We start from the raw sequence: 12,617 nt of genomic DNA, 5'->3' as shown, positions 1-12,617 counted from the left end.
TTCTTAATATAAGAAGGCTATTTTGATAGCCTTCTCTTTTCATATTTATAAAATTTAAACTAGAGTATTTGAGCTATCTCAAAATGCATTCCATCTGGTTTCTTAAAGTGTCCACCCCAATGCATACCATATTGGTGAGCTATTCTAACTAGATCATACACACAACCTTTCTGGTCTGCTGTGGCTGGTATTGCTCCATATGGGTTCCATGCTGCATTAATATCAAAAGCTGTCCCAAAAGCATGATTTGATAATATTTGCTCCTTAGCTTTACCGCGTATAAATCTTGCATTAAAGACCCCGTCGAAAGTCAAAATACGATCTAAAAGCCCAAGCCTTTCCCACTCTGCCCAAAGTTCTTGTATCTGATCTTTAACTTTCATGTGAACGTAAATAATACCTGTTTTCGGTGCGCCTTTAATTCCAATTAATTGGGGTATCTCAACTGGGACTATTTTATTTCTAAAATTATTAGTGATCTTTAAACCTTCAGGATTAGATTTTGTCGGAGCAGGCTCAAACTCAAGCGGACCAAACATTTCCTGTCTCAGCTTGGTTCCTGTAATTGGTTTGAAATCAGGTTTATTAGGAAATTCTGGATTATAATCATCATTTACATCAATAATAGGAAACCCCAGCATAGCTGCCTTACCAAAAGTCTGGTTTCCTACAATTCCATCAATATAAAGCTTATTCTTTACCTGAAATTTTTTAGTAGCAATATCAGTTAATTCATCAAATTCTCCCGTGACATCTAAGTGATATCCCTGCCCTCTAAGGAAATATTGCCATTTACTCACTTGATTACCAGTTGAGCCTAATCTTAATGTTTCCATTTTTACTCTCCTCAAAACTATTTCAAAGTAGGTATTACTTATTTTGAATACCTAAACTTGGTGGGAGTTGAGAATCTTTTAAAATCGTTTTGGATGGCTCTTTTTGTTCAGCAGGGTTTATCTCTGGTTGAGCTCCTGGTTTTGCAAGATTTGCAGCTGGACGTAGAGCATCAGGCATTGGATAAGTTTGCTTTACCGCTTCCAACATTCTTTGACTAACAACACTTGGGGCAAACCTACACTGGCTGGCCATATTCATTGCAGTCATAACTGCAGTGTCATAATTTTTTTTCTCGATTTGCTGCTGAATCGCCACGTTATAGATATAGACCATCTCCTGAATGCTAGTTAAGCTAGCTTGAGTTACACTCGTCACCATAATGTCATTTGTACTTGCCTGAAAGGCATTACTAGTACCTGATAGTCCAGAAAACCATGTGCTAGCCGTACCGGTTGTTGTTGCACCCGCAACCCCGAAAATAGTTCCGATGAATCCAATGATTCCGGAATATCTTTTCCCTCTTACTGTATGTTTATCGAACTCCTGATATAGGTTTACACAATATTCTGTAGCGGTAGATAAAGTACTAAAAGCCTCTTTTGCAGTACAGGAAGAATTATCTTGCGAACATATATTCTGCTTATCTTTCCACGGCCATTTCGTATTTTTAGAAAAAGCAGTAGTTGGGTGGGTAATTAAAAGCGATAGTATTACTGTTACAATTTTTTTATTCATGAGCTTATTCCATTTATTATTATCCTGCTCTTATATAATATTCCTGATTTTCAACACCAACAACTTTTATTATTAGATAATAGCGACTTACAAAAAAACAATTAAGACGATCTAAATAATTAATTTTATTAATACAAAATAAGTATTATTATTTAAATAGCAACACCATGTTTTAAAACCACCAAAAATTATATTTTAAATTTACCAGTTGGTTTATTTTAAACTGACTGGTAAATTATTTTAAATATAACCTTTATTATATTTTATAAATGGATAACGATAGTGTAATACAGCAAGCTCACATCGAATATCATATTTTGCTTCCATAACAGTTCTTTCTGGTGTTTGTAATTTTGGCCAAGAATGTCTCTCGAAGTAGCAGCATATGATGACATACAACCACTCGAGTAGAGCTTCCGAATCTATATTGTTAATTACATCTAATATAAGCCGCTGCACTGCTCTTGCCTCATCATCCGTAATTTCACACAGTATTTTATTTTTCCCACGTATCTCTTCAATCGACTCATCGCAAAAGTAATGTGAGCGTTTTTCAGCGAAGGTATGAATTTGTTTTGTCACTCAATTGGTATGGTGCGCCCGGCGAGCATCGAACCTACGACCCTAAATTTCGGAAATCTATCTGTTCACGTGTTTAATATTTATCACATACGTTACAACTAGTCTGCAAAGTGGTAATGCATGAGTTCATCACAAAGATTCTTTACAAGATTGTAAAACCCACTCATTGAGTGGGTTTTTTATTACTAACCGTTTTGCCTGAGGTGATCTTGGAACTCTTGGTCGTGTATTTTGTTGTAATTAACAGGGTCGTAAACGCATGCAGTTAAAACAACAATTACAGTAAGTACAGCAACCAACTTTTTCATTGAGACAGCCTTTCCTTTAACGCAAAAGATTTGCTTTAAGTATACTCCTCGATAGCCATTTTGATTGGACATAATTAAGGCAAACAATTGTTATTTTTAAACTATTGCCGTGCTTTAGCCTATCATTTGATTTTTTAACAAATTCAAATCACAAGTTAGTACAAAACTTAAGCCTCAGTCGCTAAATACCAATTTTTCCAAGAACTAGTTCCCCTAGTTTGAATAGGCACAGTTGGAATGAGTTTTTCTTTTAATATTTCAGTTTGTTCAAGGGCTTTAGCAAGCCTTGCTTTAACGGAATGAATACACTCACGGTCACCAAATTCACAGCGGTCTAAAGTTGTACCGCCACAAGGCCCATTGGCTAAACCTTTTGGACATGTTTCAGGGCAAATATATAAAGTATCGCTTAAGCGACACTGACCACAGCTTTCACAGCCCACTAGGCTATGTTTACTCAGTACTTCTGTTTTAAGCAATACTTTGACGACCAAAGCATTTTCCCAAAAAGATGCTTTAAAAATAAACCGTCCAAGCCCCTTGGCAATTTTTGATCCAAACATTGCTTCATGCATAACATGTAGCTGGCGATATTTAATGATTTGTTTAGAGGTCGGCTGACATGAAAAAAGCGTAATTTCAGGCGAAAACTTTTTGCCTGTCGTGACTTGCCAAAGTGAATTCCAAAGCTCTTCTAAGGCTTCAAGCTCCAGATGTCTGTATTGCTCAATGTAACTTTCAAGCAGCATTTGCTCTTCTGGCTTATGACAAGCAGATAAATGAATTCCTGCAAACCCCAAATGTTTACATATCAAAATCTGTAAAACACAGCGCAAATAAACACGGTCGGTTTGCCCTGCCTGTTTTTCTTCTGCTAAGACTTTTAACATGTGTGGAGTAATCACAATACCAGCGACTTTATGCTTCACCATAAAATTGGCACGGCCCAAAGTCAGTGGCATGACACAAGCCAGTATTTGCTGCGAATAATTGTTCTTGGTTAAAAATGATTTGGCTTGCTTTAAGGCTTCAATGTCATAGCCTAATTGGGTAATGATAAAATCAGCGCCTGCTTTAATCTTCTTATGCAGTTTTAAGTACTGTGCATCACGCTCAGCTTCTACATATTTAAACGGATTAAAGGCAACGCCAATACGAAACCCGCCGTGTTGCTTGGCAGCCATTACGGCGTTTACTGACTCTAGGTAACGGCTACGAGGCTGCCCATCTCGACCATTATGATGCTCTTTAAGTTTGTCTCCTGTAAGCAATAACAAGTTTTGAATATTGGCTGTTTGAGCTTGCTCTAAAAAATGCTCAAAGTCTTGTATGTCTCGGGCCTTACCTGAAAAGTGTAAGACTTTCTCTATTGAGTCAGGATAACTTTTGCTGGCTTCAAGCGGCGCAATATCATGATCTGAATGTACGCGATCTGCCAATGTCATTGCAGCCGGATATCCTGCAAACTCATGTTTCACAGGATAAATTTCATGCAAAGAAGTGAGATATTCCACCAACACAAAAAACTGATTTTGTTGGAAGCAGGGAGAAACGTGTGACATAGGCAAAGTGCTGATCAAAACATGACATCAATCATAAGCGCGGCATTATAAATCAAAGCGCATCAAGATGCGCTAGTCAGAAAGCTCATTGTTCTGCTTATCTTCACCCTCTTTATTTCTAGGTAATTCGAGTGAACGAGGAAATATAAAATCAAAAGAATCGAATGCATAGCGGTAAAGCTGAGCTGGTCGTTTGCCTACAATTTTGCTTTGATTAGTTTCTTCAACTGCGCCTGCTTCTATCATACGGCGTCTAAACGCTTTTTTATCTAAGGATTGCCCAAGAATAATTTCATAAATAGTTTGTAACTCGGTTAGCGTAAACAACTCAGGCATAAGACTGGCTGGTAATGCGGTATATCGAGTTTTATTGGTTAAACGCTCTAAAGCTAAGTTGAGCAATTCATTATGATCAAACGCCAATGCTAAATCTTTTGCTTTTGCTACAGGTATCCATTCGCTGTATTCAGCCAAGGCTTGATGTTTATAGGCATTAAAATCAATTAATGCAAAATACAAAATGGTTACGGCCCAGCCACGCGGGTCACGTTTGGCATTGCCGACAGAGGCAACTTGTTCCAAATAAGGTGAAGCAATCCCTGTTTTTTCGACCAGCTTAAGATATGCAGTAGCCATCAAGTCTTGGTCTTGGGTTAAATCGGCGAAACCGCCGGGTAAAGCCCATTGGTTTTTAGCTGGAAAGTTGGGTCGCTTAATGAGTAGTATCTGCAACTGACCATTAAATACCGAGAAAATAGCCATATCGACCGTGAGTAAAGGTGCGTCATAATCTCGGCGATCATAACTGGCAAGGAATTCTTGTTCAGTTTGAATAGTCACGTTCAGCCTCTCAATAAAAATGATGAGCCGATACTCATGCAACGGCTCATCTAAACTCAGTTATGCGATGGATAAACGCTCACGAATTTGATCCAAAGTACACTCATATTGAAGTTTACCATTTTCAAAGACGGTTTTAAGTGCTCCGCCTTGTTCTTGTTCGGCTGTTTGCTGATCAAACAAGGTGAAGCCATTTTCACTTTCTTCGACGCGTAACAGACCTTTCGCAGATTTTTTCACACCTGAGTCAGTAATTGGATCTTTAAACAACTCACGGCCTACACCATTCACTTGTCCCCAAGTCGCTTTCACAGCAAATCCAAAAGTATCACGAGTTAAGTAGTTATAGGTAAAACTGCCTATACCAAACACCAAATTGTTTGAAGCAAAACCTTTGGCTTCTAACCCTTCTAAAATACGCTGTGCACGGTCTAGAGTAATTGAGTCACCATAAATTAAACCGACACGCTCATTTAGTACTTTATAACCTTGGTCAGTTGTTGTACCGCCAAACACTTCCCATAAACATTCAACTGCGCCTTTATATGCTGGGCTGCCGACTTCGGCGTCTGGATCACCACAAATAATTTTAATAGGGTCACCAGAGTCTGGACGGAAAACCAATTTCGCCAAACCTAAAGCATTCGGTTGTCTTGCCAAAATTTCAGGTTTTAAAGCCACCGTAAACTCGGTAATCACTCGCCAAAAGTCCCAAGTATCAGACACAATACTGACAACACCAGACGGATAAAGCTCGCAAATTAAACGCTTAAAGGTTTCTAGCTCACTGTTTTCTGTACCCATACACATCACACTGTGTTCGGTCGCTGGTACAGATACCCCAACCACACCTGTAGCATTGTAATATTCTTCTGCGTAGTCAATTGAAGCAACCGAATCTGTTCCAATAAAACTGGTTAAATGCCCCACACCCGATTGTGCAGCATCATAAATTCCACTCATGCCACGGCTACTAAAATCGTGCCCTTGCACAGGTACAAAATCAAGTGGTGCGCCAGTTTTTACAGCATATTGAGTTAATAAACGTTTGTACTCATAAGCAATAGTGGCGGTTGTACAGCTTTTCCAAAGCTCAGCACTTAACACCGTTTCAATATAATTCGTTAACCAAAAGAAACGCGGGTCGGTATTAATGATGGTAAGCACAGGTACACGCATATTGACGCGGCTGCCTTCCCTTAATGCTTTAATACGTAATGGTAAATAGCCCAAGTCGTGTAATGCTTCAATGTGGTCAACTGGTACAGCACCTTCACCTAATGAACTATCCATACGGCGTTTATATGCAGCTACAACTTTGTCTTTAGGTTGTTTGAAAAAGCCTTCATTCCATGTATCTATTAAAAAGTGTTTGATAAAACCTTGTAGCCCGAAGAACACAACTTTATCGTCGAAGTCAGGTAACATTTTAGCGAGTCGAGATGAACGCGGTGTAAAGTTGGCGTACACGTACTCTGTACCTGCTGGATACTGACGTCTGTGATCAGCTTTATAAAAATCGATAGCGTTTAATGGATTAAGTTTAATCGTCATCTTTATTCTCTTTATTTTGCTGCAAAAGCAATTACTGAAATTTTGTCTGATGATTGTTGTGGAAAGCTGTCTGAGGTAAATAGTTGATCAAGCAGTCCATCAAAAACCTCTATACCTTTACTAAAAATACCGTGGGTCACATATAGAACGACCTTATGACAATTAAGGCGGCGGAGTTCTTTGGCAATACCAATAAAGGTTGCACCGCCGTCACAAATGTCATCGGTAATGACCGCTGTTAGGCCTGATAAATCAGTCGCATGTACATGTGTACCTAAGACTTTGCCAGTTACTGGATCACGTTTTTTATCGCACTGAACAATAGTGATAGGCTGTTTGCGCTCAGAATTAAAAGCATCTGCAACCATTTGTGTACGTGCTTTTGCGCCTTTGTCTGGGCAAATCAGTACTGTTTTTTCATCTTTTAATAATGTGCTTAGCGCTTCACTCTTTTCGATGATGTCCACTGAACTCACATTCACAACTTCACTAAAAGAAGTATTGGCAGCAAGTAAGGCTGTAGTGACTTCACTATGACAGTCCCAAACAGTGATCTTGCCTTGTTTGCCCGCTTTTTTGTCTGCGTTAATGTTAAGTAGCTTCGTCATCACATCGAGTGAGAACGCTTGGCCTATTGCACAAATACGGTCCTGACGTGCATATGGAAAATACGGAATTTCTAGGTCAATGGTTAAGCCCTGATTCAGCAATATATTTTCAAGTAACAAATAGTCCATCATATCGTGACTTGAGGTCATTTTGGCGCGAACCAATACGTTGCCAGATAGTGAATTCAATGTTTTTTCATCAATTTGAACATGACGCTCGCCACCAGAAAACTGCGTGAATTTCACTGGAATTTCATTTCTTGCCGCATCTAAAAGCTGGATAGCCATATCATCCTCTTTTTGTCTGATGAACTTCGATGAATATATAGTGGCATAAAGCCACTATATATTTCAAGTCTATTTTTCAAACTTTTTTCAAAGCCCTTTAAGATATAAAATTTGGGGTTTTAGAGCATTTAGAGATTCGATTTTTAAGAGAAATTATTCTTCAATCAATTGAAATAAAAAGTTAATTTACAAAAATCATGATTAGTAGAACTATTATTAAAAGTAACGGATATAAATTTGCACGCCATAAATCAGGTAGTTTTGAAATAAATTTTTCTAACAGACTATAAAGATTTACTCATATGAATGGTGTCATAGGTATCGATCCATTCCCGTTGAATAACCTCAAAACCTTGTAAAGTCCAAAACTCTTCAGCCGCAGGCAAAAATGGATGAGTGTGCAAATACAAAGTGGTAATTTCATTCTTTTGTGCATGGCTAAACAACATTTTACATAGCATGGTTGCGATGCCATTGCGGCGGTATTCAGGCAATACAAACAACTTAACCACTTCCACTGTCTTAGATAGCAAATTTAAATCAAAACGATGGTCATACGCCCGATATGCAATAGTGCCAATAATACGGTTTTTATCTTTTACCGTAATAAAGCAACCTAATGGATCATTAACATAATATTGCTCAAAATTTTGTAAATCTTTAGGAATTTGCCCATGATAAATTTCTGGAAATAAGAGCTGCCTTGTATAAAGCGCAAACTCTACCGCAGGCTCATAGTCTGTTTTTCCAACCCCCTGATAATTCAACATATTCATAGCCACGAATGATCAGGAATAACAATAGTTTTGTCTTGAATCATGGCTTCATGAAACTCGACATCATAGACACTTTTTAAAAACTTCGGATCGGTTATACGAGTTTTAGATTCAGGCTTAACTACTTCGTGTTGGCGCATAAAAAACAAATGATCTGCAAATAAAAAAGCTAAATTGGGATCATGCATAATCGCAATCACCGTAAAATTTTGCCGCGACAACTGACGCAATTTTTTCATTAAGTAAGATTGATAATAAACATCGAGATGATTGGTTGGTTCATCAAGCAAAATGACTTTCGGGGCTTGCACTAGAATACGGGCAATCATAACCAATTGCCTTTCGCCCCCCGACAACTCGGTATAAGGGCGATCGCGTAAATGCTCAATATCTAAATCAAGCAAAGCTTGGTCTACACGTTCCCAGTCTGATTTTGAAGGTCTATATCTGCTAAAAGCGGCACGTCCCGTAATCACCACATCTTTAACCAAAAATGGAAATACGGTTTTATGAAACTGTGGTAAAAAACCGAGTAATGCAGCACGATCTTTCCCTTTAAAGTCCGATAGTGGTTTTCCAGAGTAACGAATCAAGCCATCTTTTACAGGTTCTAGGCCAGCCATCAATTTAAAAAGTGTCGATTTTCCGCAACCATTACGCCCTAAAATTACGGAAAATTGATTTTCAGGAAACTCCAGATGAATGTTTTTGAGAACCTGTTTGTGCCCATAGGCATAATTTAACTGATCAATTTGTATCATGCCCAATGAGTCCTCTGTGTTTTCATTAATAATAAGAAAAATGGTGCGCCAAGTAGCATGGTAAAAATACCAATCGGTATTTCAAAAGTCAGTAAAACCCGAGAAAAGTTATCAATCATGAGTAGAAAACTACCGCCCAACACCATATTGGCAGGAATGCTGTAGCGGTGATCTGGCCCAACCAACATTCTCACAATATGCGGCATAAAGAGCCCATATAGACTAATAATGCCTGCCGCAGCCACAGAAGTTGAGGTACATACAGTCACTAGCGCAATTAAAAGAAGCTGTTCCCACCTTGGGTTAACACCCACCGCCTGCGCTTCCTCAGCACCAAGTGCCATTAAGTTTAAGCGCCAACGCATCGCAAATAACCCGGCAAGACCAATACAAATAGGCAGCACGGCATATTGAACCTTTTGCCAAGACGCCTGATGTAAGTTGCCCATGGTCCATTGCACAATCGCTTGTAATTTAAATGGATCACTTAAATATTGAATAATCGTGAGACCTGCTAAAAACAGCCCCGAAACAATCATGCCCGATAAAATCACCATCACTAAAGACGTCTGGCTTTCATGTTTTTGATGCGCAAATAAATACGTTAAGCCAACAGCACAAACGCCAAAAATAAAGGCTGATAGGTTTGGTGAAAGCCAACTTAAAGAAAGTGCCAAAGCTGCACCAAACGCGGCACCAGATGAAATACCCAGCACATAAGAATCGACCAAGGGATTACGAAACAAGGCCTGCAAGCCATTACCCGCGGTTGCTAATGCGGCTCCCACCATAAAGGTCAGTAAAATTCTGGGTAGCCTGACATTCACAATAATGTTTTGCATCAGTCTAAATTGCTCAGCATCAAAATATGGCGTACCAAACACCGCTTGCACACCCCACCGCAAATAATCCCATGCACTCAATGTTTGAGTTGGCCCAATAAGCAGCGAGATAAAAATCATGAGGAAAGGTAAAGGGTAAAACCAATAATATTTCAGTTTTTCCATTTTTATTGCACCAACGCTTTGGCAAGGTGTTCACCATACAACTTGGTTAAAATACGCTGTTGTAAAGCACTTACAGGTAAATCGGACTGTTCGGGATAAATACTGTGATTCAAATAAATCGCCGTAATAATAATTTTGATGGTGTGTGGGTTATATATAAATGCAGGACTCAAATTAAATACCTTTCGGTTTTGTACAGCGTTTAAACCCTGTAATTCTTTTCGTTCATAAATCAGTTGGGGGTTGGTATTCCAAAGCACAATATTGTCAGGGTTCCATTCAATTAAAGTCTCGGGATTTACATTGGGTTGGTTAGCATTGGTCTGAACAATGTTGTACGCACCTGCGAGTTCAATAAAATCATTGGTAATCGACTGACGTCCCGAGGTAGAAAAAATTCTTCCACCAGACCAAGCATAGTAAATCGATTGTTTATTTGGCTGACGTGCGGTTTTGGCTGCGACTTCTGCCACAATTTCATCAGAGAAATTTAAAATTTCCTGAGCTCGCTTTTGGGCGCCGCTCAGAATAGCAATTTCAGAAAGTTCTTCTTTCACTTGCTGATAAGTGCCTGACTCCATTACATATACAGCGATGCCAAACTGCCGTAACAGTTCAATCGTTTGAGTTTGCCCGCTTCCCAAAATTACCAGATCAGGTTTTAACAACACAAGACTTTCAATATTGGTTGCATTTGCCCCTTGTGAAGGCGACGCAAGCTGTTTATTGGCAATACGCTTATCTATTTTTGAATAAGCATTGAATAATAAAGGTTGGATGTATACTTCGGCTGGTATGCCAATCACTTTATGACCTTGCCCTAGCATATATAAGCTATCTAAACCCGACTCAAACAAAGAAACAATTCTTTGGGCGGGTTTGACTATACAGACTTTTGTATTTGTACTATCAAAGACACATATCGAATGGGCCGCTAACTTTTCTTGCGCTTTACCACTTTGTTCAGATGAAGAGCATCCACATAGAATGAGGAAAGATAGTAATGAAGCGAATAACTTCATTACGTCATACCTTGCACAAATGCAGTGCAAAATAAAAAGACGTGTCTATTTGGTGCATTTTTCATGTAAAAAAACACCATAAGGGAGCAAGACGGTTTGAATCATGGTTAATACAGCGGTCAAATTAAATGTAATAGCTAAGATATTAAAGAGTAAGCAAAAAAAACGCCAAATTTACCAAGTAATAAAAACTATTTAATTATTAGGCCAAAAGTTTACAAGGTGGCTAATCAAATAATTTAATAGTGGTTACCACTCAATCAACATTAAAATAAATAACTCGTTATAATCCAGCCCAAAATCTGATAGACATTATCTTCCGATGCTGACCCAATCATCTTTCTGGCGTAGTCTTTACCGTTTAATTCATATTTATGCCGGTATTTTTATTGCACCATTTATCTTGTTCGCAGCAATCACTGGTTTACTCTATGTAATTACACCACAATTTGAACAAGCCATTTATAAAGATGTTCTATATGTTGAGCCACTAAATCAAACACCACATAAGCTGAGCCAGCAAATTGAAGCCGCAAAGCAAGAAATGCCTAAGTCTGCACAAGTAATTGAAGTTAGACCAGCCCCAAGCTCTGATCAGACAACACGTGTAATTTTTTCAGACCCTGTCCACGATTTTACAAGTGAAGCCGTTTTTATTGATCCTTTTACACTTAAAGCTCAAGGCCATCTAGCGGTTTATGGTACCAGTGGAGTGCTACCGTTTCGAACTACTCTTGATCAACTGCATAGTAATTTATTGCTAGGAAAATGGGGCCGCTTTTATAGTGAACTGGCGGCAAGCTGGTTAGCCATTTTGACTTTAACTGGACTGTATAATTGGTTGAAACGGCTTCAAAATCTTAAAATCAGGCAAACACAAAAAAATAGATTATTAAGATGGCATAGCTCGTTGGGTTTAACTTTATTTCCTCTCTTATTAATAATCGCCGTTACAGGTCTTACATGGTCTGAATGGGCTGGAGATAATATTCGAGTTGGTCGTCAGTGGCTCAACTGGCAAACCCCAACTTTAGCAACTTCTCTTCAAACAGATAATTTACCTACAGTGATGCACCATGAACATCACGAGATGCCTCATAGTGAAAATCTTAATTTAAATATTGTCTCTACTGAGTACGATACTGCTCTTTCAATCGCCAGAGCACATGGCATTGATGCAGCACAGATACAAATCAAACCACCGACTAGTGGCAATCAAGCTTGGACTGTAGCCGAAATTCAGCGCAAATGGCCAACTCAAGCAGACAGTATCGCCATAGATATGGAACAACACAAAGTCATCGATCAACTTGCGTTTAAAGACTACTCACTGGTGGCAAAGCTCACTCGTTGGGGAGTTGATGCGCATATTGGTGTTTTATTTGGTTGGATAAATCAATTGGTACTGGCACTTTATGCTTTCGCACTGTGTATTATGATTATTTATGGATATAAAGCTGCGTTTAAAAACTCGAATTTAAAACTCATGACAACTCACTTCGTTGGTCAAAGTCTATTAATTTGGAACCGCGCAACTGGCTCACAAAAAATATGGTTAATATTGGTGGGAATCGTGTTAGGTCTCAGCTTACCTGTTTTTGGTTTTAGTATTTTATTTACGCTGTTTATCTTTGCTATGCGTAAATATATTCCGTCTAAATCGTAAATAAAATTTCAATAACCACTAATTATTTTTCTTATTACAAAATCTAAGCATCAACCATAAAAAAAGCGGTA

12 protein-coding genes and 1 pseudogene are annotated in these 12,617 nt (G+C 38.6%); 1 reads left to right on the top strand and 12 read right to left on the bottom strand.

Annotation, left to right across the window (positions count from 1 at the left end; genetic code table 11):
- Positions 1–59 precede the first annotated feature (59 nt).
- From ACTJJG_RS15960 to ACTJJG_RS15905, 12 genes and pseudogenes are all read right to left on the bottom strand, one after another.
- Positions 60–836, bottom strand: a complete 777-nt coding sequence (locus tag ACTJJG_RS15960; RefSeq protein ID WP_368576872.1) for a M15 family metallopeptidase — start codon at positions 834–836, stop codon at positions 60–62.
- Positions 837–870: 34 nt separating this feature from the next.
- Positions 871–1,572 (bottom strand): hypothetical protein, encoded by a 702-nt coding sequence (locus ACTJJG_RS15955; protein WP_368576871.1) that lies wholly within the window; start codon positions 1,570–1,572, stop codon positions 871–873.
- 767 nt (positions 1,573–2,339) lie between these two features.
- Positions 2,340–2,462 (bottom strand): hypothetical protein, encoded by a 123-nt coding sequence (locus tag ACTJJG_RS15950; protein WP_372552495.1) that lies wholly within the window; start codon positions 2,460–2,462, stop codon positions 2,340–2,342.
- Positions 2,463–2,629: 167 nt separating this feature from the next.
- Positions 2,630–4,024, bottom strand: coding sequence for a methylenetetrahydrofolate reductase C-terminal domain-containing protein (locus ACTJJG_RS15945; RefSeq protein WP_372552494.1), 1,395 nt, complete (start codon positions 4,022–4,024; stop codon positions 2,630–2,632).
- A gap of 72 nt (positions 4,025–4,096) precedes the next feature.
- Entirely contained in the window at positions 4,097–4,864 is a 768-nt protein-coding gene (gene ntrR / locus ACTJJG_RS15940) for an ADPR responsive transcriptional repressor NtrR (protein ID WP_372552493.1), read from the bottom strand.
- 60 nt (positions 4,865–4,924) lie between these two features.
- Complete coding sequence (locus ACTJJG_RS15935) at positions 4,925–6,418, bottom strand: nicotinate phosphoribosyltransferase (RefSeq protein WP_372552492.1); 1,494 nt, start codon at positions 6,416–6,418, stop codon at positions 4,925–4,927.
- An 11-nt stretch (positions 6,419–6,429) separates the two neighbouring features.
- Positions 6,430–7,314 (bottom strand): phosphoribosyltransferase family protein, encoded by an 885-nt coding sequence (locus tag ACTJJG_RS15930; protein ID WP_230445308.1) that lies wholly within the window; start codon positions 7,312–7,314, stop codon positions 6,430–6,432.
- Positions 7,315–7,495: 181 nt separating this feature from the next.
- Positions 7,496–7,591, bottom strand: a pseudogene (locus ACTJJG_RS15925) (sulfite exporter TauE/SafE family protein); the annotation flags it as partial.
- A 7-nt stretch (positions 7,592–7,598) separates the two neighbouring features.
- Complete coding sequence (locus ACTJJG_RS15920; protein WP_230445307.1) at positions 7,599–8,090, bottom strand: GNAT family N-acetyltransferase; 492 nt, start codon at positions 8,088–8,090, stop codon at positions 7,599–7,601.
- Entirely contained in the window at positions 8,087–8,851 is a 765-nt protein-coding gene (locus ACTJJG_RS15915) for an ABC transporter ATP-binding protein (protein WP_000614440.1), read from the bottom strand. Before ACTJJG_RS15915 ends, ACTJJG_RS15920 begins: the two co-directional genes overlap by 4 nt.
- The gene (locus tag ACTJJG_RS15910) at positions 8,848–9,858 is read right to left on the bottom strand and encodes a FecCD family ABC transporter permease (protein ID WP_230445306.1); all 1,011 of its coding nucleotides are present in this window, start codon (positions 9,856–9,858) and stop codon (positions 8,848–8,850) included. Before ACTJJG_RS15910 ends, ACTJJG_RS15915 begins: the two co-directional genes overlap by 4 nt.
- Positions 9,859–9,860: 2 nt before the next feature.
- The gene (locus ACTJJG_RS15905; protein ID WP_230445305.1) at positions 9,861–10,880 is read right to left on the bottom strand and encodes an ABC transporter substrate-binding protein; all 1,020 of its coding nucleotides are present in this window, start codon (positions 10,878–10,880) and stop codon (positions 9,861–9,863) included.
- Between the two features lie 322 nt (positions 10,881–11,202).
- Between ACTJJG_RS15905 and ACTJJG_RS15900 the strand changes: the two genes are divergently transcribed.
- Positions 11,203–12,546 carry a PepSY-associated TM helix domain-containing protein gene (locus ACTJJG_RS15900; protein ID WP_230445304.1) on the top strand — a complete coding sequence of 448 codons (1,344 nt, stop codon included), beginning with the start codon at positions 11,203–11,205 and terminating at the stop codon, positions 12,544–12,546.
- Positions 12,547–12,617 lie beyond the last annotated feature (71 nt).

This window comes from Acinetobacter sp. 22512, assembly GCF_052044755.1.
In the GTDB taxonomy this organism is placed as follows: domain Bacteria; phylum Pseudomonadota; class Gammaproteobacteria; order Pseudomonadales; family Moraxellaceae; genus Acinetobacter; species Acinetobacter pittii.
This window is presented reverse-complemented; position numbering and strand designations above follow the sequence as displayed.